Here is a 20,958-nt window from a genome sequence, read left to right as displayed (position 1 = left end):
GACGCCCCCAACCGCCCGTGACGGCTGGTCAGGCGATGCCGGGAACCAGCGGCACCGTGGTCGACTCCCGCACCACCAGATGGCACGGGCGGGCGTGCCGCCCCGGCGACGGCGAGCCGTTGATGGCGGCCAGCAGCATCTCCGCCGCCGTCCTGCCCAGCCCTTCCAGGTTCATGTCCACGCTGGTCAGCGGCGGCTGGGAGCCCTCCACCATCACGCCCCAATTGTCGAACCCGACCAGCGCCACGTCCTCGGGCACCCGCCGCCCCACCGAGCGCAGCGCGTCGGCCACGCCGCGGGCGATCTGGTCGCTGCCGCAGAAGACGGCGTCGAACTCCGTCCCGCCGGCCAGCAGCATCCCGATCGCCTGCCGCCCCCACACCTCGCTCCACGCCCCGAACAGGGCCGGCCCCGCGGGCGCGAGCCCCGACTCCGCCAGCCGTTCGGCCGCGGCGCCGGCCCTGACGCGGGCGGAGTGATGGTGTTCTGGACCGGTGATCTGCGCGACGCGGGTGCGGCCGATGGCCAGCAGGTGCTCGACCGCCTTGCGCGCCCCGCCCGCCTCGTCCGGCACCACGGAGCAGTCGTCAGGGTCGGTCGAGCCGATGTAGGCGTACACGACGGGGACGGGCAGGGCCGGGGAGATCGGCGCGCGTGCCTCGGTGCGGCGGCCGGTGACGATGATGCCGTCGACCCGGCGGCCGATCAGGGTCTTGACGTGGTACTGCTCCCTGATCGGATCGTCGCGCCCGTCGCACAGGAACACCGACATCTGCCCCGCCCCCAGCGCGTCCTCCGCGCCCATGAGCACGGGGATGCTGAACCGCCCGATCGTGTCCGTGGTGATCATGCCCACGGTGTACGTCCGGCCCGAGTGCAGGCTGCGCGCCCCCGCGTTCACCTCGAAGTTGAGCTGCCTGGCCGCCTCCCTGACCCGCGCCCTGGTCTCCTCCCGCAGCGATCCGCGCCCGTTGAGGGCCTTGGAGGCCGTGCCCACCGACACCCCGGCCAGCGCCGCGACGTCGGTGATCGTGACGTGCCGCTCCAATTTCCCCATTTTTCCTCCGCTTTCCCCATCCCTCGCCACCCCCACTTTATCCTCCGTTGACGTTCACTCCACGGCGGCACCGGCGGAGGCAAACGCTTTCCCCCGCTTTCCGCACCAGCGCCGGATCATACGGGTGCGTCCGGACAGCAAAAGGCTCCGGCCGGACGCGTGGCGCGTCCGGCCGGAGCCGGGGTTGGCCGGGAGGCTGGGGCGGGCGGGAGGGGGAGCCCGCCCCAGCACGTCAGGTGGCGTTCGCCCGCAGCGCGGGCGGCACGATCTGCTCGTACGACGGCAGGTGCTTGACCAGCCCGGTCGTCCGGTGGAAGGCGATGGCGGCGTCGAAGGACGACCGGGGGAAGCCGATGCTCTCGGGAATCTCGCTCCGCATGAGCGCGGGCAGCTCGGTCAGCGCCTTCGGGTCGATGCCCTTGAGATAGACGCCCAGCAGCCGGATGATCTCGGCGGTGTCGGCCTGGCGGATGAAGCGCTGGGCGCGGCCGAGCGCGTTCTGGAAGGCGGCGACCTCCTCGGGCTTCTTGTCGATGATCCGCTGCGTGGTGAACACGACGCCGTGCGAGGTCCGTTCCAGTCCCGGCACGTCGCCGGCGGCGGGCGAGATGAACCGCACACCGATCCCGGCCGCGGTGGCCTGCTGGGCGATCGGTTGGAAGAAGGCGAGCGCGTCGACCCGGCCCGCCTTGAGCGCGCCCAGGGCGGCTGCGGCGGTGCTGCCGAGGTTGACCAGTTCGCTGTCCGTGGCGGAGTTCATCCCGGTCTTGGCGAACAGGTACGTCACCAGCGCCTCGGTTCCGCTGCCCGGCCCGGTGATGCCGATCTTCTTGCCGCGCAGGGCGCGGATGCGCTGGTCGAGCGGGTCGGACGGGGTCGCGCCGGTGAAGGAGGCGCCGACCACGACGTCCACGTAGTAGCGGTCGACCAGGTTGGCCACCAGCCTGCCCTTGTCGTCGATCCTGGCCAGGTTGAGCGCATCGGTCATCACTCCGGCGCCCAGGTCGATGCTGCCCGACTTCAGGGCCGCGGCGACCTTGGCCCCGGTGCCGAGCCTGGGCCGTTCACCGAGCTTGACGCCCTCCTCGGCGAAATAGCCCTTCTGCTCGGCCACGAACAGCGGGAAGAACGCGAGCGAGTTGCTGATCTGGCCGACGTTCAGGACGCCGGGCGGCGTGGTCGAGCTGCGTTGCGCGCAGCCGGTCACGGCCAGCAGGAGCGTGGCGAGGATCAGCACGCTCAGCGCGGCGGGCCGGGGGCGGGTCCTGAGGATCGGCACGCGCGGGGCGGCCGTGCGGGAACGGGGTGCCCTGGCGCGGGTCACCGCTCCTCTCCCAGCGGCTTCCACCGGCTGGCGCGGCGGTCGAGCATCCCGACGAGCAGGTTCAGCAGTGCCGCGATCACGCTCAGCACGACGAGGGTGGCGAACACGCCGGCGGTGTCGAACTGCGCGGCGGCGTCGTTGATCAGGTAGCCGAGGCCCCGGTTGGAGGCCACCAGCTCGCCGATCACGGCGCCGATGAGCGCGTACGGGATGGCCACCTTGAGCCCGGTGAGCAGGCCGGTCATGGACGAAGGGACGACGACCTTCACCATGATGTCGCGCCGTCCGCCGCCCATCAGGCGTACGGCGTCGATCAGGCCGCGGTCCACCTCGCGCACGCCCGCGGCGGTGTTGAGGAAGACGAGGAAGAACACGGTCGCGGCGGCCAGCAGCACCTTCATGCTCATGCCGATGCCGAACCAGACGATGAACAGCGGCGCCAGGGCGACCTTCGGGATGGCGTACAGGGCCATGATGAACGGGTCGAGCACCTGGTAGAGGGCCCGCGCCGAGGCCAGTGCGAAGCCGGTCAGCGCGCCGGCCGCGGCGCCGAGCAGGAAGCCGTAGACCACCTCCTGGACGGTGATCCAGGTGTTGGACCACAGCGTCCCGTCCTGGTGCCACTGGACCAGGCGGGTCCAGATGTCGCTGGGCCGGCTGGTGAAGGTGATGTCGAACCAGCGTTCGGCGGTCAGCTCCCACACGACCAGCAGCGCCACCACCAGCAGCGCTCTCAGGGACCACACCGTGGCGGTGCCGCCGTGCCGGGTCCACCAGCTCCTGTCGAGCCGCACGGTCTGGATCGCGGTCATCGGGCTCCCTCCCGCAGCGCGGCGGTGAGCTCCCGGTGCAGGGCGACGAACTCGGGGTCGATCCTGAGTTCGTCGGCGTCCCTGGGCCGGGGCAGGTCAATGGGCCGGTCGAGCACGATGCGGCCGACCGGGCCGAGCACCACGACCCGGTCGCCGAGCAGCAGGGCCTCTTCGATGTCGTGGGTCACGAACACCACCGTCTGGCCGCCGTCCGCCCACAGGCGCAGCAGCTCGGCCTGCAGCTCGCCGCGGAGCTGGGCGTCGAGGGCGCCGAACGGCTCGTCCATGAGCAGCGTCTCCGGATCGCCCGCCAGCATCCTGGCCAGGCTGACCCGGCGGCGCATCCCGCCGGACAGCTCGCGCGGGTAGTGCCGTTCGAAGCCTTCGAGGCCGACCTTCCCGATCAGCTGGGCCGCGCGTTCCTTGCGTTTCTGCGCGGGCACGCCGCCGATCTCCAGGGGCAGCTCGACGTTCCTGTGCACGCTGCGCCACGGCATGAGCGTGTCGGACTGGGTCAGGTAGCCCACCTCCGTACGCGGGCCCGCGACCGGCCGGCCGCGGTAGGAGACCGTGCCCGAGGTCGGCGTGGTGAGGCCGGCGAGCAGGTTGAGCATGGTGGATTTGCCGCAGCCGCTGCGGCCGAGCACGGTGACGAAGCTGCCCTCGGCGATCGTGAGGTCGAAGTCGCGCAGTGCCACGACGCCGACGGCGTCCTTGACGAACTGCTTGCCGAGCCCGCTCACCTCGATCACGGTGTCGCTGATCACGGTGTCGCTCATCGGGGGCCCGCCAGCCGACGGGAGTTGTCCACGGCCATGGTGCGTACGTCCTTGTCGGTGAAGCCCTCGGCGAGCAGCCGGTCGGCCAGCAGGGCCAGGCCGTCCTCCACGGGCGGGTTGAAGGGCTGGCCGAGGTCGCTGGAGAGCACGGAGTGCTCGGGGCCCACGGCGTCGATGTGCTCGAACCAGGTCCGCCAGGAGACCTTGCCGGAGTGCGGGGTGGTGAAGCAGCGTTCGAGCAGGGCGCCCTTGGCGGCCAGGGCGCGCTGGCGGTCGATCGCGACCCGCTGTGAGGTGAACTCGGGATGGGTGACCACGATGCGGCGTACGCCCTCCGCGACGGCGGCCGCGACCACCGCGTCGATCTCGTCGGCGCTGAGGTGCCCGGTGGCGAGGGTCAGGTCGTGCTGGGCGATCAGCCGCAGCACCTGCCTGGTCCGATCCGGCACCGCGCCGTCCGGCCCCACCACGTCCACGGGGTCGGCGGCCATCCCGGCCTCCCGCAGGTCGTTCTGGAGCCTGGCCCACATGGGCGGCGTGGCGCCCTCGGGGTCGCTCGCGGTGCAGGCCCGCTGGTTGGCGCTGTCCACGGTGGGCAGCCAGACGAACCGGGCGCCGCCGCGTGCGGCGATCTCGACGGCGATGGGGTTCATACCGCCCACGGAGGCGTTCAGCGTGATCGCCCCAACTGCGTCGACGCCGGGCACCGCGGCCCGTACGACCTCGGCGCGTTCCGCGGTGGGCACGTAATGGGACTTGAGCACGAAGCCGGCGAGCCCGACCTCGGCGAAGCGCGCCGCGAGCGTCAGGTCGTCGATCCGCCTGCGCATCACATCCGGTGCCACGTGGACGTGGACGTCGTAGGCGTCCGCGACGAGGTCACGCGCTCGCGCGGAGGGCTGGGGGTGATCCGGCATGCATGTCTCCCACGATCTGTTTGCTGAAACAGATTGTTAACAATATGGGCGACAACCGTCAAGGGCGATCAGTTCTGAGAATCCCGTAAAGCCGCGATCACGCTGCGCAGATGACGGCGGGCCGCCTGTTCGGCCGCGCCGGGGTCCCCCGCGCAGATGGCGTCGATGATGGCCAGGTGCTCGCCCAGCGACCTGGCCGGGCGGCCGCGCTGCATGGACAGCCGGAACTGGTGGCGGACGACCTGGCCGCGCAGCCGTTCCAGCACCCGTTCCGCGATGGACTGACCGCTCAGCTCGCGGACGCGGCGGTGCAGGAGCTGGTTGAGCTCCGAATAGCCGAGGACGTCGCCCGACCGCACCGCCTCGGACATGAGCGCGCCGATCTCGCGCAGCTCGGCGACCGCGCCCGGGGTGACCCGGCCGGCCGCCTTGGCCGCGCACAGGCCCTCGACCACCATGCGCACCTCGGTGATCTCGATCGCCTCCTCCACGGAGACCGCCCGCACCCGCGCGCCGCGGTTCTGCACCCGCTCCACCAGGCCCTCGTTGGCCAGCTGCAGGAGCGCGGAGCGCACGGAGCTCCTGCTCGCGGCGAAGCGCTCGGACAGGTCGGCTTCCACGAGCCGCTGGTCAGGCACGAAATCGCCCCGCATGATCCCTTCACGGATCGCGTCGAGGACCGTTCCCGCGTCTGTGGACACGTTCCCTCACTCAGATTGTCAACAATCATGTGAGAGATATCGTAATCACTCAGCTCGGCGGCGGCAGATCATCAACTCCGTCGTGGGGCTCTCGCGGACGACGCGGACGAGCCGCCGCTCCACCGGCGACAGCAGCGCCCCGGCCACCCGGCCGGTGGCCTCGGTGAGCGTGACGCCGCGCAGGAAGCCGCCCCAGAGCTTGCGCCACACCGGGTTGGCGTCGACCTGGGCGTTCATCAGCACGAGCATGGGCGCGCGCCGGACGACGTCGAAGCCGGCCTCGCCGAGCGCCGTGGTGATCCACGGCAGCGTGTGGTTGACCTGGTGGTCGCCGCGCTGCTCGGGCCTGTGCAGGAAGTTCTCCGACAGGACGAGGACGCCGCCCGGCTTCGTGGCCCGCCCGAGCGTGCGCAGGGCCGAGCGGTAACGTTCGTCATCGGTGATGTGGAACAGCATGTCCATGGCCGAGACCGCGTCGAACGAGGCCGGCTCGATCAGCTCGCCCGGGTCGGCGAGGTCGAGCTGGAGGATCTCGGACTCGGGGAAGCGGGCGATCAGGCGCTCGACCGCGGCCTTGGTGAGGTCGGCTCCGGTGATCGACCGGGCGCCGAGCGCCCGCCACTGGCGCAGGTAGAAGCCGGTGCCCGAGCCGACGTCGAGCACCTTCGCCGAGGCCAGGTCGAGCCCGAGCCGTCCCACCTCACGCCGGAAGACCTCTCCTCGAATCAGATACATGTACGAGTTGAAGGCCCGGCCGAGCTGCTTGTAGCCGACTCCGCTCTCGGTCCAGTCGGCCTCCAGGCGGCGCTCCCAGAAGTCCTTCAGTTCGGTGTGCCTCATCAAGCAGCGCTCCCCACTGAGCCATTCCGAATGGCAAAGCCTTTCGGCAGTAAGCCCGGCTGTCAACACGGCACGGGCTGTTCGAGGATGACGGGAAGGGCTTCCAGGCCGCGCAGGATCATCATCGCGCTCTGCGAGCGCCACTGGAGCCGTTCCGGCGGGCAGGCGAGCCGGATCCCGGGAAAGCGGCCGAGCAGCGAGGTGAACGCGATCGTGCCCTCCAGCCTGGCCAGCGGCGCGCCGAGGCAGAAGTGCGGGCCGTGGCCGAAGGCGAGGTGCTGGTTGTCCGGCCTGGCCAGGTCGAGCTCGTCGGGCCGGTCGAACCGGGCGGGGTCACGGTCGGCGCAGTTGAGGGCGACCACGACCAGGCTGCCCGAGGGGACGGTGACGCCGTCCACGTCGATGTCCTCGACGGCGGTGCGCAACGTGGCCCGCTCGACCGGCCCGTCGTAGCGCAGCAGCTCCTCCACCGCGGCCGGCACCAGCCCGGGATCGGCGGCGAGGGCGCCGAGCACGTCCGGGGCGCGCAGCAGGGCCAGGGCGCCGTTGCCGATGAGGTTGACCGTGGTCTCGTGCCCGGCGACCAGCAGCAGCATGAGCATGCCGAGCAGTTCGGTCTCGTCCAGCTCGCCGTGCCGGTCGGCGGCCACGATCAGGGCGCTGATCAGGTCGGGCTGCGTCTCGCTCGCCGGCTCCCTGTCCATCCGCCTGTCGTCCATCCGCCTGTCGTCCATCCGCTCCCTGCGCTCGGCGACCAGGCCGGACAGGTAGCCGGTGAGCGCCGTGGTGGCGGCCTCCCGCCGCCGCCTGAGCTCGGGGGCCGACGCCGTGGTGATCAGGTCGCGGCTCCACGTACGGAATCGATCACGGTCGGAGACGGGCACGCCGAGCATCTCGCTGATCACCGTGATCGGCAGCGGGAAGGCGAACTCCTCGATGAGATCGACCTCCTCGCCGACCGGCAGGGCGGCCAGGAGGTCGTCCGCGATCTCCTGGATGCGCGGGCGCAGGGCCAGCACCCGCCTGGCGGTGAAGGCTTTGCCGATCACCCGGCGCAGGCGGGTGTGGTCGGGCGGGTCGGAGGAGAGCATGTTGACGCCGAGCGGCCCGGCGTCGCCGGTGACGAGCCCCGCTTCGCGCAGGAAGGCCGGCGCGTTCTTCGGATGCTTGGACAGGCGCGGGTCGTTGAGCGCGGCGCGGGCCTCGGCGTATCTGGTGATCAGGTACGCGTCGCCGCCGAACGGGGTGCGGACGCGGTGCACGGCGCCGCGCTCGCGGAGCCGGGCGTATTTCGGGTACGGATCAGCCATGTGGTTGCCGCCTTCGTGCTCAGCCTGCACCGGCGCGCCTCGCGGAGCCCGCGCGCCCATTTTACGACGGCCCGCTCTGCCCGATCCGCCCCCCCTGCGTCACAACGTGTCGAGGCCGTGCATGACGAGGTCGACGGCGCGCCGCATCGTGGCCAGGAACTCCTCCTCCGACTGCCCCATCTCCAGGCTGACCAGCCCGATCGCCCCCACCGCGCCCATCAGCGCGCCGACCGCCGCCAGCGCCGTCAAACGGTCGATCTCGCCGGGGAACGCCGCGACGAACGCGTCGGCGATCCTGCGCTGCGAATCGAACATCACATGCAGGCCCTTGGCCTGGACGCTGGGGACGGTGGCGACCAGGTTGCGGTAGACGTCCGTCAGCTCAGGGTCGGCCGAGATGGGCCCCTCGGCCATGTATCCGGCCGACAGGGACAACTCACAAGTCCGCAGCAGCAGGTCGGCCACGCGTTCGCCGGGCCGGCGTCCCTTGATCACGTCGAGGGTCAGCTCGTAGTAGCGCTCGGCGTCGGTGAAGACCACGTCCTCCTTGCTGGAGAAGTAGTTGAAGAAGGTCTTGGTCGCTATGTCCGCCTCTGCACTGATCTGCGCGATGGTGGTCTGCTCGTACCCCTGCTCCTTGAACAGCCTGAAGGCCGTACGGACCAGCAGCTCCCTGGTCTGGCGTTTCTTGCGCGCCCGCCGCGTCTCCTCCACGGTGACACATCTTACACGCCGAAAATTTTTACACATCTTGTACTTTTACACGTCGTGAGGCTAAATGGATCGCATCGGCCGTGCGAGTGACGCCGGGCAGGACGCCACTCGCACGGCGTACCCACCCGAGGAGTGACATGTCCGATCCATCAGATCTGCCGAGACTGCTGGTCCAGCACGCCGCGGCCTGCCCCTTCGATCCGCCGGACGAGCTCGCGCGGCTGCGTGCCGAGCGGCCCGTGACGCCGATGATCTACCCGGGCGGCCACGAGGGCTGGCTGGTGACCGAGCACGCCCTGGTCCGCGAGGTGCTGGCCGACCCGCGCTTCAGCCATCGGGCCGAGCTCCTGCGCAACCCGCTACCGGGAGCCTCGTTCAGCGACGAGCCGCAGCCGGCGCCGCCGGGCGCCTTCACCTCGATGGACCCGCCCGAGCACACCCGCTACCGCCAGCTCCTCACCGGCCAGTTCACCGTCCGCCGGATGCGCCGGTGGACCACCAGGATCGAGGAGATTGCCGCCGAGCTGCTGACCGTCATGGAGCGGCACGGCCCGCCGGCCGACCTGGTGGAGATGTTCGCCGGGCCCCTTCCCGGGCTGGTGATCTGCGAGCTGCTCGGGGTTCCCACCGGCGACCGGGAGGAGTTCGTCCGGGCGATGAGCATCCTCGGACGCCTGGGGGTGCCCGCCGGCGAGAAGATGGCCGCCTTCGGCAAGATGCAGTCCTTCATGCTCGACCTGGTGCGCGCCAAGCGCGAGCGGCCCACGGACGACCTGCTCGGCGGGCTCGTCGGCAGCAGTGATCTGACCGACGACGAGCTGGCCATCATCGGCGGCATCCTGACCGGCGCGGGCTTCGACACCACCGCGAACATGATCGCCCTGGGTGTCTTCGCCCTGCTCGACCACCCCGCGCAGCTCGCCGCCCTGCGCTCCGAGCCCGCCCTCATCGGCAACGCCGTCGAAGAGCTGCTGCGCTATCTGAGCATCATCCCCGCCACGGTGCGGGCCGCCCTGGAGGACGTCGAGCTCGGCGGCGAGCTCATCAAGGCCGGCCAGTCGGTCACGGTCTCCGTCCCGGCCGCCAACCGCGACCCGAAGCACTTCCCCGACCCCGACACGCTCGACCTGCGCCGGACCACGTCCGCGCACGTCGCCTTCGGCCACGGCGTCCACCAGTGCCTCGGCCAGCAACTCGCCCGGGTCGAGATGCAGGTCGCCATCCCCGCCCTGTTCGACCGCTTCCCGTCCCTGCGCCTGGCCGTGCCACCGGAGGAGGTCCCCACGCGCGAGGACATGATGATCTACGGCGTGCACAGCCTCCCTGTCACGTGGGACGTGCCGCAGGAGGAGGCCCGCTCATGAGAGTCGCCCTCGTCACCGGAGCCTCGTCCGGCATCGGCAAGGCCACCGCGCTCGAACTTCTGCGGGCCGGTCACACCGTCTACGGCGCGGCCAGGCGCCTCACGGCGATGGACTCCCTCCGCGACGCCGGCGGCCACACCCTCCCCATGGACGCCCGCGAGCCCGAGGACCTGGAGCGGGTCGTCCGCACGGTCGTCGAGGAGCAGGGCAGGCTCGACGTGCTGATCAACAACGCGGGCACCGTCCTGCACGGGGCCGCGGAGGACGTCCCGCTGGAACGGGCGCGCGACCTGTTCGAGGTGAACGTGTTCGCCCCCGCCCGGCTGACCCAGCTCGCCCTGCCCCACATGCGCGCCCAGGGGTCGGGCACGATCATCAACGTGTCGTCCGTCGGCGGCGAGATCTCCCTGCCGCTCGGCTGCTGGTACTACGCCTCGAAGCACGCACTGGAAGCGTACTCGGACACGCTCCGCATGGAGGTGGAACCGTTCGGCATCGACGTCGTGATCATCCAGCCCGGCATCATCAGGACGGGCTTCGAGGACCGCACCGCCCAGGACCTCCGCGAGATCTCCGGCTCGACCGCCTACGGACCGATGGCCGAGAAGATGGCGCAGAAGGCCGAGACCCAGAACACCGCCGACGCCCCGGCCTCCGACCCCGGCCTCGTCGCGACGACCATCCGCGAGGCCGTCGAGGCGGACAAACCCCGGACGCGCTATGCCGTCGGCTGGCTGGCGGACAAACTCCTGGAACTCGACCGCACATTGCCGGACCGCGACTTCGACGCCCTCGCCACCAAATCCCTCAGGTAGCGACCTCCTTGCGAAGGGAATGGCAACCCATTCGCTATACCACCAGTAACACCGCTTTCTCCGCCGCCTCCGGGTTATGAAACGCGTTGACTTCACTGCTTCAGGAAGGAAGAGTGTTGTTCCCGGTAAAAGGAGGGAGCCGTCGTGCAAACGCGCGTGAAGGTCGTGCTGACGCTGATGGGGGCGCTCTTCCTCTTCGTGCTGATCTTCCGGGAAGTGGACGGCATCTGGTCCCTCGTGCTCTTCATCTTCCTCGCTTTCCTGCTCCACGTATTCACGGACGACTCACCCAGCGGGAGTTCCGGCCGCGACGGAGGCGCGGGATATGACGGAGGCGGGAGAGGCGGAGACGGGGGATTCGGCGGCGGCGGAGACGGGGGCGACTAAGAGAATCAGGGAGCATTCCTGATAATGACCTGCATCCACCGGCGCTTGGAGCGGGGTGCCGGGCTCTTTCAGCGGACCGGCAGGCCGGTGACCGCGCGGCCGATGATGAGCCGCTGGATCTCCGACGTCCCCTCGAAGATCGTAAAAATTTTGGCGTCGCGGTGGAAGCGTTCCACCGGGTGCTCCCTGGTATAGCCGGCGCCGCCCAGGATCTGGATGGCCTGCTCGGTCACCCACACCGCCGTCTCCCCCGCCACCAGTTTCGACATCGAGCCCTCCGCCTGCTCGAACTGCCTGCCGTTGCGGGCCATCCAGGCGGCTCGCCAGGTCAGCAGCCTGGACACGTCCACCCGGGTCGCCATCTCGGCGAGGAGGAAGGCGATGGCCTGGTTGGCGCCGATCTTGCGGCCGAACTGCTCGCGTTCGCGGGCGTAGTCCCTGGCGTACTCGAAGCCCGCGCGCGCGATCCCGACCGCCATCGCGGCCACCGACGGGCGGGTGGTCTCGAACGTGCGCATCGCGGCCTGCTCGCCCGCCCGTCCCCCCTTGCGTACGCGGGCCAGCCTGGCCTCCAGCTTCTCCCTGCCGCCCAGCAGGCACTCCCCGGGCACGCGCACGTCGTTCAGCACCACCTCGGCCGTGTGGGAGGCGCGGATGCCGTGTTTGCGGAACTTCTGCCCCATCGACAGCCCTGGCGTGCCCGGCGGGACGACGAAGGAGGCCTGGCCCCTGGTGCCGAGCGACGGGTCCACGGAGGCGACCACCACGTGGACGTCGGCGATGCCGCCGTTCGTGGCCCAGGTCTTGACGCCGTTGAGCACCCAGTCGGATCCGTCGGGGACGGCACGGGTGCGGATGGCGCCGACGTCGGAGCCGGCGTCCGGCTCGGAGGCGCAGAACGCGCCCAGCTTGACGTCGTCCGCCGTGCCGAACATCCGCGGCAGCCACTCCCCCATCTGCTCGGGGGTGCCGTTGGAGGCGAGGGCCGCGGCGGCCAGGCCGGTGCCGGTGATGGACAGGCCGATGCCGGCGTCGCCCCAGAAGAGCTCCTCGAACGCCACGGGCAGCGCCAGCCCGCTCTGCTCGAACCACTGGGTGGCGAAGAAGTCGAGGGAGTAGAGCCCGATCTTGGCCGCCTCCTGGATGACCGGCCAGGGTGTCTCCTCGCGTTCGTCCCACTCGGCGCCCGCGGGGCGGATCACGTCGCGGGCGAACGCGTGCACCCAGTCGCGCACCTCGACCACGTCGTCACTGAGCTCCGGGCAGAATCCCGTCATCGCGCCGCTCCTCGAACCGAGACGTTACCGGTGGTAACACCTTACCGGCCGGTCACTCGTCCAGGGTGAGCATGGGCGGGCGTTCGCCGATGCCGACGTCCCGCGTCCGCACGCCGTACCCGGACCGCCGTCTCTTGAACTGCGCCAGCCGGACCGAGGGCTCGGCCAGCGCCGCGATCTTGCCCTGCCGGTCGAGCCGCGACCAGGCGGCGAGCATGATCTGCGCGGCCATGCCCCCGAGTGCCTCGGTGGACTGCGGCGCGTGCTCGCGCGAGCCCAGGTCCACCTGGGCGAACGCGTCCAGCCCCGCCAGTTCGAGCAGGTCGATGAGCAGCCCGAGCTCGACGCCGTAGCCGGTCAGGAACGGTACGCGTTCGAGGGCGGAGCGCCGGCCCGCGTACTCACCCGCGAGCGGCTGCACGAAACCGGCCAGCTGGGGCCAGTGCAGGTTGATCAGCGGCCGGGCGACGAGCTCGGTGACCCGCCCGCCTCCGTCGGGGACGCCGTGGAGCGGACGGTCGTAGCACCCCTTGGCGTAGACGATCGTGGGATCGGCCAGCAGCGGCCCGAGCACTCCCGTGATCAGGGAAGCACGGAAGTTCCTGATGTCGGCGTCGGCGAACACCAGCACGTCCCCCGACGTGACGGCCAGCGACTTCCACAGCGCCTCCCCCTTGCCGTCGAGCGGCTTGAGCCGCGGCAGGATCTCGTCCTGCGCGTGCACCGTGGCCCCTGCTCGCGCGGCCACGCGCGCGGTGTCGTCGGTGGAACGTGAGTCGATGACGACGACCTCGTCGACCAGCGTGCCGAGGTCCCGCAGGATGATCGCGACGATCTCCCCCACGGTCTCCCGCTCGTCCCGGGCGGGAAGCACCACGCTGACCGTGCTGTCTCCCTTGGCGGCCACCAGGTCCCGCAGCGGCCAGTCCCCGGCGGTCGAAGTACGGCGCCCCAACCATCCGCGCACCTCAGGCAGCATGCCAACCCTCCCCCCGCTATCCCATTTGTCAGCTTATGCGAAGTCTTCCCGGTCGGCCGGTCGCATCCGTGTCTCTGGTCATCCGTAGTCCCTCGGGTCACAACCGTCTCCAAGCCCGTCTGACGGCCGGAACGCCGATGCGCACGGGGATTCCGGGTGACAACCCCTACGCTGAACGGTCAATCCGGTGTGGTCTTATCGATAAGGTGGCTGAGTGGCAGAACAGCCGGCTGAACGGCGTACCAGAGGGCCCGGCGCGCACCACGCGCAGCGGCGCGCCGAGATAGCCGACGCCGTGCTCGCCATCGTCGCCGAACGCGGCCTGGCCGCCGTCTCCCTGACCGAGGTGGCCGCCCAGGCCGGCATCTCTCCGGGCCGGGTGCAGCACTACTTCCCGGCCAAGCGGCGGCTCATCGAAGCGGCCTTCGAGCGCGGCAACCACCTGTCCAGCGCCCGCATCCGGCAGCGGGTCGGCTCAGAGCTCGGCGCCGCCGAGCCGCGGCTGGTCCTGACCACGGTGCTCACCGAGCTCATCCCGTACGACGCCACGACCGAGGCCCACATGCGGGTCCGCCAGTCCTTCCACGCCTACGCCTTCGCCGACGAGGCGATCGCCGCCCGGCTGCGCGTCCTGTACGCCGCCTTCCACCGCGACATGGCCGGCCTCGTCGAACGGGACCAGCGGGCGGGGCGCATCCCCGCGGCCATCGACCCGCACGGGGCCGCGCTGTCCTTGGTGGCGCTTGCCGAAGGGCTGGCCGCCTACGTGCTCACCGGCGTCACCCCGGGGGCCGTCGCCCGTGAGCGGGTGCTGGCGGCCGTCGCCGGCCTTTATCAAGGAGCAGCACCCCGTCCGTGACCGGCAGGGGATCGTCCAGAGCGGCACCACCGTGCTCACGGCCGGCGCTCACGCCTGTGCTCGCCTCGGTGCTCGCGTCGGCGACGCGGATGTGGGACCAACGCCACCGCGCGGCTGGTCGCCTCCGGATCAGGCGCACAGCCAGGGGCGCGAGAGCCAGCAGCGGCACGACCAGGAAGACGGCCGCCGCCACCCGCTGACCGGTGAGCAGGTCCGGTGCGCCGGGCGGCGCCGTCTGCACCAGCCAGTCCGCCGCGACCGGCGGCCCCACCAGCAGGTATGCCCCCACCACCAGGTGCGTCACGGCCACCACCGTCAGCAGCCGCACCAGCTCACCCCGCGCGAACGGCCGGGGCAGCGGATCGGCACCCGCCAGCACCCATGACGTCACCAGGCCGACGCCGAGGAAGAGCAGCTCGGTGACCAGGTGCGGCGCGTACCCGGACAGCGACCACGCCAGCCAGTCCGTCCCGTACAGCAGCAGGAAGAGCAGCGGATAGGCGGCCAGGAGGACGGGCCCGGTCAGGCGCCGCCCGAAGGCGGGCGAACCTGGGCCGCCAGACCGGGACCCAGGCGAGCTCAGAGCACCGGACCGGGACTCAGGCGAGCCGAGGGCGCCGAGCCGGGACGCCGGCGAGGTGGCCCGGCCCGCCAGCGTCAGCGGAGCACCCAGGCAGAGCAGCACCGGCACCACGACGGCCAGCGCCACATGCTGGAGCGCCTGCGCGGGCAGCATCGCCCTGGCGTAGCCGGCCACCCCGCCGAGCAGCACGAGCGCGGCCAGGCCGAGCCCGGCGTACCAGGCGATCGTGCGTCCGTACGGCCACGCGGCCACCCTGCGCACGGCGAGCGCGTAGGCGACGGCGGGCAGCGCCAGCAGCAGCGCGACCAGGACGTCCAGCCGCCCCTCGACGATCAGCGCGCCGGGCGAGAACGGGGCCAGCGTGTACTCCAGCAGGGGATGCGCGTGCCCGCCGCCCTCACCGCCGGGCGGCGGCGGGGTCCTGGCCAGGCCGACGCCCAGCCCCATCGCCACCGCCATCACGCCCAGCTCACCGGCCGCCAGCCGGACGAAGGTACGGCGCACCCCGCGATCGGCGACACCCGCGACGGTCCTGCGCCGGTGGACCCACCCGAACCAGCCGAGCACCGCCAGAGCGGCGATCTTGGCCAGCAGGAGCAGCCCGTACGGGCTCTGCCACAGGTCGGAGACGGCGTTCAGCCGCACCCAGCCGCTGACCGCGCCGGAGAAGGCCACCGCCGCGAAGCAGCACAGGGCGATCGTGCTGAAGCGCGGCAGCACCACCGGCAGGTCGCCGGAGCGGCGGAAGTAGACCAGCACCGCGCCCAGCCCGCCGACCCACAGCGCCATCGGCACCAGGTGCGCCATCAGCGCGGACACGGCCAGGTCGTGATCGCCCGCGGAGGCGGCGTGGCCGACGTACGCGGGCGGCAGCAGCCCGAAGACCGCGACCGTCACCGGCACCCACCTCGGCAGCCGCGGCACCATCGTCGCCACCGCCACCACGAACGTCACCGCCGTCACCACCAGCAGCGCCCGCGTCTGCGGCAGGTCCGTGCCGAAGCTGAGCATGCCGGGAGCCGCGAGCAGGTCCGCCACCGGCATCGGGATGAAGCTGGACAGGGTGAGCACGTAGCCCAGCAGGCTGGAGAACGCCCAGCCGAGTGCCCACCATCCGGCCGCGCGCAGGCAGCGCGCCGACTCGGGCGAGGCTGCCGAAGCCAGTGCGGCCGCCAGCGCGGTGCCCACGCATGCCACCGCGCACAGCTCGTGCGCGAACCGCGCCAGCGGCAGGCCCCAGTCGGTCAGCGGCCCCGCGGCCGGCAGCCCGGCGATCGGCGGCGCCCCGGCCCCGCCCCCGAACCGCAGCGCCGCCACCAGCACCAGAACGCCCGAGCCGACCGCGAGTACGGCGTACAGCCGTGCGGAAACTGTCATCAGGAAACCGCCACGTCGTCAGGAGGCACACCATCACACGCGACGGCCCGCCGTGAAGTCGCCGCGTACCTGAGGTACGCGCAGCCGGCGACCGAAGTTCAGCTGAAACCGGTCAGCGCTGGTGATTCCGGGTGGTGCCGCTCCGTTCACCGCCGGTCGAAGCCCTGCCAGGGCCGCTCGGTACCGGTGCCGCCGTGCCGTCCACCAACGGCCGAAACCGAGCCACCACCGGCCAGCGCCAGTGAGGCCCTGCCAATCGCCACCGGCCGGCGGCGTTCTGCGCCATAACAGAGCAGCGACCGGCGACGGTGCACCGCAATCCTCCTCGGTCAGCGGCGGGCGGGGCTGGCGGGGACGAAGTCGTTGTGGGCGAGGACGCGGAGCAGGCTCAAATGCTCGATGGCGGACGTCCCCGGCACCGGGGTGTAGATGACGAGCCGCTGGTCCTCGGCGGGGCTGAGTAACGTCTCGCAGTTCAGCTCGATCGCTCCGACAGCGGAGTGGGCGACCCGCATCCGGCTGGAACGGCGTACCGCCACTTCGTGCAGGTCCCACAGCCGGGCGAACTCCTCGCTTGTGGCGCGCAGCCGGGCGACCAGGCGGGCGGAGGGCTCGTCGCCGCCCCGGCGGGCGTAGGAGGCGCGCAGGTCGGCGACGTGATCCCGGCTGAGCGCGGCGCGTTCGTCCGGATCGTAGGCCTGGCTCATCGCCGGGTCGGTGAACCACCGCCAGACGAAATTGCGGTCCTGCTCGCGGACCGAGCAGATGCAGCCCAGCAGCGCCTCGGCCATCTGGTTGCGGGCGAGCAGGTCGCCGAGGTCGTTGGTGATGTGGGCCGGGGTCTCGGTGAGCCGGTCGAGGAGGTAGAGCAGGCCGGGGCTGACGTGGTCGTGGGCCAGCGGACCGCTCGGCGGCCGGTGGCCGGACAGCAGGTAGAGGTGGTCGCGCTCGTCGTCGGTCAGCCGGAGCCCGCGGGCCAGCGCGGCCAGGATCTGCAGCGAGGGCTGCGGGCTGCGGGCCTGTTCGAGGCGCATGTAGTAGTCGGCCGACATGCCCGCGAGCTGCGAGACCTCCTCGCGGCGCAGCCCGGGCGTGCGGCGGCGCGGCCCGGCCGGCAGCCCCACCTCCTGCGGACGCAGCCGCTCGCGGGCCCGGCGCAGGAAGTCGGCGAGCTGCTCCCGGTCCATGTCCATGAATCCATGATGACGCGGCCGCGGGGCCTGCCCGACCTCACAGCCTAGGACCGTGGATCCTAGGGAGACCTGTCCGATTCCGCCGGTCGTCAACGCTTGGCAACGTGTCTCCCGAACCGGGTTTCACCACGTCACCCGGAGCAAGAACAGGTCAGGGAGGTCGAGATGACGGTCGAGACGATGCGAGCGGTCCGGTTCGACGACTACGGCGGGATCGAGGTGCTGCGGATCGTCGAGGTGGAGCGCCCGGCGCCCGGCCCGGGGCAGGTCCTGGTGAAGGTGGTGGCCGCCGGGATCAACCCGGGTGAGGCGGCGATCCGCTCGGGGGCGCTCCGCGACATCTGGCCGGCCACATTCCCCTCCGGCCAGGGCAGCGACCTGGCCGGGGTGGTGGTCGCGACCGGCGACGGGGTGGCGGATTTCGCGGCGGGCGACGAGGTGCTCGGCTTCACCGACAACCGGGCCAGCCATGCCGAATACGTCGTGGTGGAGGCGTCCAACCTGGTCCGGCGCCCGTCGGAGGTGTCGTGGGAGCAGGCGGGCTCGCTGTATGTCGCGGGCACGACGGCGGTGGCGGAGGTGCGGGCGGTCGGCCTGCGCGCCGGCGACACGGTGGTCATCGCCGGGGCCGCCGGCGGGGTCGGGACGATCGCGACGCAGCTCGCGGTCGAGGCGGGCGCCACGGTGATCGGGCTGGCGAGCGAGCCCAACCACCAGTGGCTGCGTGATCACGGGGCCGTGCCGATCGCGTACGGCGAGGGGGCCGCCGCCCGGATCAAGGCCGCGGCCGGGCACGTCGACGCCTTCATCGACAACTTCGGCGGCGGTTACGTGGAGATGGCGATCGAGCTCGGGGTGAGCCCCGACCGGATCGACACCATCATCGACGTCGCCGCGGCCGAGCGCTACGGCGTCAAGAACGAGGGCAGCGCCATGGCGGCCACGGCCGACGTGCTGGCCGAGCTGACCGAGCTCATCCGGACGGGCCGACTGGAGGTCCCGATCGCCGCCACCTACCCGCTGGACCGGGTCCAGGACGCCTACCGCGAGCTGGAGCAACGACACACCCGCGGCAAGATCGTCCTCAAGCCCTAGCACGTGCGACCCGACGTCGATCTCCCGAACGGTCCGGCACCGGCCTTCGGGAAGGCCAGACTCAGTAGTCCGGACGGTCCGGTGGGAAGAGCCGACGTCGACCTCCGGTGTCAGTCCTCTCCCGGACGGCCCGAAACCGGCCTACGACGAGACCCCGCTCAAGTCCTCCGACCGACCCGCCCTCAGCTCGCGGAAGGGCGGCGTCGATCTCCGGTGCGGCCCGGTGTCAGTCGTCTCCCGGTCGTCGCAGGGCCAGGACGGCGATGTCGTCGAGCCCTGTCGTCGGCAGTCCGCTGAGCAACTGGTCGCAGAAGGCGTCCACGGGCTCGCGGGCGAGCGTCCCCGCCAGCTCGCGCAGCCGTTCCAGACCCAGGTCCAGGTGCTCGCCCATCCGTTCGACCAGGCCGTCGGTGTAGAGGAGCAGCGTGCTGCGCGGCGGCAGCGGCACCGTCGCCGAGGGGCAGTCGAACACGTCGCCGATGCCGAGCAGCGAGCCGGTCGGATCGTCCAGGAAACGCGCCGTTCCCTCATACGTGACGAGCAGGGGCGGCGGATGGCCGGCGACGGCGTAGTGCAGCCGGTGACCGCCGCCGGCCTCCTCGACACGGGCGAGCACGCAGGTGGCCGTGACCTCGCCAGAGAGGGCCGCCATCACCTTGTTGAGCCGGGTGAGGACCTCGCCCGGCGGCCCCCAGCGGTCAATCGCGAGGGCGCGCAACATGTTGCGGAGCTGGCTCATCTCGACGGCGGCGGCGAGGTCGTGGCCGGCGACGTCGCCGATGGCGATGACGGTGGCGCCGTCGGGCAGGACGAAGGAGTCGTACCAGTCGCCGCCCACCTCGGCGGCGGCCGGGCTAGCCCGGTAGCGGGCGGCGATGCGCAGATCGGGCAGGAGCGGCGGCTCGGCCAGCAGGCTGTGCTGCAAGGCCAGCGCGATCTGCTGCGCCCGCTGGAACCGGATGGCATTGCTCAGCGCGTCGTGCGCGTGGTCGAACATCTGGGTGATCAACGCGCTGTCCGCCTGACTGAGCGGCGCGCGATGCTGGCAGGTCAGCGCCGTCACCACGGCCGGGACCGCGCCGTCCACCACGACGGGCAGGAGCAGCAGGCTGTTGACGCCGTTCTCCGCCACCCACTGCTGCGCTCCCGACGGAGCGAGGTCCGGCGGCGGGTTGCCCGGCGCGAACGTCGCCAGCATCGGGCGCCGCTGCCGGACGGCCTGGACGAGCATGTTCTCGGGCCGCACCTGCTCCTGTCCGTACGGGGTCATCATCGGCAATCCGGGACGTACGGCGGCCGCGACCCGCTCGACCAGCAGCGGCCCCCCGCTATCGGCGCTGGACATGTCGGTGATCAGGTGGATCCCGCAGCCGTCTGCCAGCTCCGGCACGATCACCCCGGCCAGGGCGTGGAGCATGTCCGGCAGGCTCGACAGCTCCCCCATGGCCGCGGCGGCCCGGTCGAGCAGGTCCTGGGAACGGCGTTCCTGCCACTGCCGCTCGACGTCGCTGCAGCTCCCGACCCATTCCACCAGCCGCCCGTGCTCGTAGACGGGCACGGCCCGCACGCGGAAGTGCCGGTAGCCGCCCTCGGTGACGCGCAGCCGGCAGATGTGGTCGTACGACTTCGCCTCGCTCTCGAGGGTGGCCTGCCACGTCCGCAGGACCTCGGGCTGGTCGTCGGGGTGCACCATCCGCAGCCAGCCGTTGCCGCGGAAATCCTCCCAAGCCTGCCCGATCACCCGCTCCCAGCTGGGGCTCGGCTCGATCGCGTCGCCCTCGGGCCCCGTCACCCAGATGATCTGGGCGCTGACCTGGATCAGGCTCCGGTATCGCCGCAGGATGCGGCGGCGCTCGTCGGCGATGGCCTGGACCTGCCGGGCTGCGGCGATCTGCTCGGTGACCTCCATGGCCATCACCAGCACGCCGTGGTCATCGGGCCCGAACGTGATCCGCGACAGGCTGGAGGTGAAGAACCGCTCCTGGTCTACGTCCTCGTCCGCGTCCTGGCCCTGTCTCGGGGCCCGATCCTGAGTCGGGCTCGTGTCCTGGTCCTGATCCTGGACCGTGCTCGTGTCCTGGTCCTGATCCTGGACCGTGCTCGTGTCCTGGTCCTGATCCTGGGCCAAGCTCGTGTCCTGGTCGTGGTCATGGTGCTGGTCGTGGTCATGGAACTGATCCTGATCCCGGGCCGGGCACGCGCGCCGGCCCCGGTCCTGCTCGGGCGGCGCCTCCGTACCCAAAGGAATGGCGGTGAGCACGACGGACTCGCCCGTCCTGAACACCTGGTCGCACAGCCGGCGGTAGCGTTCGCGCGTCGGCGAGGTGAAGGCGCTGGGGAAAGGGCTGCCCAGCTCGGGATCGCCCAGCTGCGCGCGGCACATGCGGTTCATGTAGATCAGCCGGTGCTCGGGGCCGCGCGTCACCGCCACGCCCACCGGCGCCGGATCCAGCATCTCGAAGGCCGGCCCGTCACCGCAGCCGGCGCCGGCGCCGATACCACCACCCATCGTGACCTCCCCCTGGCCACAGTCCCCGTTGATCCTCATCCCCCGCGACGCGGCGGAAACACCCGG

Annotated in this window: 19 protein-coding genes; 5 read left to right on the top strand and 14 right to left on the bottom strand. The window is 71.4% G+C overall.

Annotation, left to right across the window (positions count from 1 at the left end; translation table 11 throughout):
• Positions 1–28: 28 nt before the first annotated feature.
• The 9 genes from AB0C27_RS11390 to AB0C27_RS11350 form a co-directional block, all read right to left on the bottom strand.
• Positions 29–1,057 carry a LacI family DNA-binding transcriptional regulator gene (locus AB0C27_RS11390; RefSeq protein ID WP_357841389.1) on the bottom strand — a complete coding sequence of 343 codons (1,029 nt, stop codon included), beginning with the start codon at positions 1,055–1,057 and terminating at the stop codon, positions 29–31.
• A 232-nt stretch (positions 1,058–1,289) separates the two neighbouring features.
• The gene (locus AB0C27_RS11385; protein ID WP_357841386.1) at positions 1,290–2,381 is read right to left on the bottom strand and encodes an ABC transporter substrate-binding protein; all 1,092 of its coding nucleotides are present in this window, start codon (positions 2,379–2,381) and stop codon (positions 1,290–1,292) included.
• The gene (locus AB0C27_RS11380) at positions 2,378–3,193 is read right to left on the bottom strand and encodes an ABC transporter permease (RefSeq protein ID WP_357841383.1); all 816 of its coding nucleotides are present in this window, start codon (positions 3,191–3,193) and stop codon (positions 2,378–2,380) included. Before AB0C27_RS11380 ends, AB0C27_RS11385 begins: the two co-directional genes overlap by 4 nt.
• On the bottom strand, positions 3,190–3,972 hold the full coding sequence (locus AB0C27_RS11375; protein ID WP_357841380.1) for an ABC transporter ATP-binding protein: 783 nt from the start codon (positions 3,970–3,972) through the stop codon (positions 3,190–3,192). The genes AB0C27_RS11380 and AB0C27_RS11375 overlap by 4 nt, the downstream gene beginning before the upstream one ends.
• Entirely contained in the window at positions 3,969–4,889 is a 921-nt protein-coding gene (locus AB0C27_RS11370; RefSeq protein ID WP_357841377.1) for a DUF6282 family protein, read from the bottom strand. Before AB0C27_RS11370 ends, AB0C27_RS11375 begins: the two co-directional genes overlap by 4 nt.
• Before the next feature lie 68 nt (positions 4,890–4,957).
• The gene (locus AB0C27_RS11365) at positions 4,958–5,590 is read right to left on the bottom strand and encodes a GntR family transcriptional regulator (RefSeq protein WP_357841374.1); all 633 of its coding nucleotides are present in this window, start codon (positions 5,588–5,590) and stop codon (positions 4,958–4,960) included.
• Between the two features lie 45 nt (positions 5,591–5,635).
• Positions 5,636–6,433, bottom strand: a complete 798-nt coding sequence (locus AB0C27_RS11360) for a class I SAM-dependent methyltransferase (RefSeq protein ID WP_357841371.1) — start codon at positions 6,431–6,433, stop codon at positions 5,636–5,638.
• Positions 6,434–6,492: 59 nt separating this feature from the next.
• Positions 6,493–7,740, bottom strand: coding sequence for a cytochrome P450 (locus AB0C27_RS11355; protein WP_357841368.1), 1,248 nt, complete (start codon positions 7,738–7,740; stop codon positions 6,493–6,495).
• A 99-nt stretch (positions 7,741–7,839) separates the two neighbouring features.
• Positions 7,840–8,454 (bottom strand): TetR/AcrR family transcriptional regulator, encoded by a 615-nt coding sequence (locus AB0C27_RS11350; RefSeq protein ID WP_357841365.1) that lies wholly within the window; start codon positions 8,452–8,454, stop codon positions 7,840–7,842.
• Positions 8,455–8,591: 137 nt separating this feature from the next.
• On the opposite strand from AB0C27_RS11350, the gene AB0C27_RS11345 reads away from it, so the two are divergent.
• From AB0C27_RS11345 to AB0C27_RS11335, 3 genes are all read left to right on the top strand, one after another.
• Complete coding sequence (locus AB0C27_RS11345) at positions 8,592–9,818, top strand: cytochrome P450 (protein ID WP_357841362.1); 1,227 nt, start codon at positions 8,592–8,594, stop codon at positions 9,816–9,818.
• Complete coding sequence (locus AB0C27_RS11340) at positions 9,815–10,633, top strand: oxidoreductase (RefSeq protein ID WP_357841360.1); 819 nt, start codon at positions 9,815–9,817, stop codon at positions 10,631–10,633. The genes AB0C27_RS11345 and AB0C27_RS11340 overlap by 4 nt, the downstream gene beginning before the upstream one ends.
• Positions 10,634–10,777: 144 nt before the next feature.
• Entirely contained in the window at positions 10,778–11,020 is a 243-nt protein-coding gene (locus AB0C27_RS11335) for a hypothetical protein (protein ID WP_357841358.1), read from the top strand.
• A 68-nt stretch (positions 11,021–11,088) separates the two neighbouring features.
• On the opposite strand, the gene AB0C27_RS11330 is transcribed toward AB0C27_RS11335, so the two are convergent.
• A complete protein-coding gene (locus AB0C27_RS11330; RefSeq protein ID WP_357841355.1) occupies positions 11,089–12,297 on the bottom strand; it encodes an acyl-CoA dehydrogenase family protein in 1,209 nt (402 codons plus the stop codon).
• 52 nt (positions 12,298–12,349) lie between these two features.
• Complete coding sequence (locus tag AB0C27_RS11325) at positions 12,350–13,276, bottom strand: glucosyl-3-phosphoglycerate synthase (RefSeq protein ID WP_357841352.1); 927 nt, start codon at positions 13,274–13,276, stop codon at positions 12,350–12,352.
• A 214-nt stretch (positions 13,277–13,490) separates the two neighbouring features.
• On the opposite strand from AB0C27_RS11325, the gene AB0C27_RS11320 reads away from it, so the two are divergent.
• A complete protein-coding gene (locus AB0C27_RS11320; protein WP_357841349.1) occupies positions 13,491–14,135 on the top strand; it encodes a TetR/AcrR family transcriptional regulator in 645 nt (214 codons plus the stop codon).
• Here the strand turns inward: AB0C27_RS11320 and AB0C27_RS11315 are convergent.
• Both AB0C27_RS11315 and AB0C27_RS11310 read right to left on the bottom strand, forming a co-directional pair.
• Entirely contained in the window at positions 14,056–16,095 is a 2,040-nt protein-coding gene (locus tag AB0C27_RS11315) for a cytochrome c oxidase assembly protein (RefSeq protein WP_357841347.1), read from the bottom strand. The two genes, AB0C27_RS11320 and AB0C27_RS11315, sit on opposite strands and share 80 nt — an antisense overlap.
• A 329-nt stretch (positions 16,096–16,424) precedes the next feature.
• Positions 16,425–17,288: a helix-turn-helix transcriptional regulator gene (locus tag AB0C27_RS11310; protein ID WP_357841344.1), complete on the bottom strand. Its 864-nt coding sequence runs from the start codon at positions 17,286–17,288 to the stop codon at positions 16,425–16,427.
• A 165-nt stretch (positions 17,289–17,453) separates the two neighbouring features.
• Between AB0C27_RS11310 and AB0C27_RS11305 the strand changes: the two genes are divergently transcribed.
• A complete protein-coding gene (locus AB0C27_RS11305; protein ID WP_357841341.1) occupies positions 17,454–18,383 on the top strand; it encodes an NADP-dependent oxidoreductase in 930 nt (309 codons plus the stop codon).
• 226 nt (positions 18,384–18,609) lie between these two features.
• Here AB0C27_RS11305 and AB0C27_RS11300 read toward each other — a convergent pair whose 3' ends face one another.
• Entirely contained in the window at positions 18,610–20,892 is a 2,283-nt protein-coding gene (locus AB0C27_RS11300) for a SpoIIE family protein phosphatase (protein WP_357841338.1), read from the bottom strand.
• Positions 20,893–20,958: the final 66 nt, after the last annotated feature.

This window comes from Nonomuraea sp. NPDC048882 (assembly GCF_040649755.1).
GTDB lineage: Bacteria > Actinomycetota > Actinomycetes > Streptosporangiales > Streptosporangiaceae > Nonomuraea > Nonomuraea maheshkhaliensis.
This window is presented reverse-complemented; position numbering and strand designations above follow the sequence as displayed.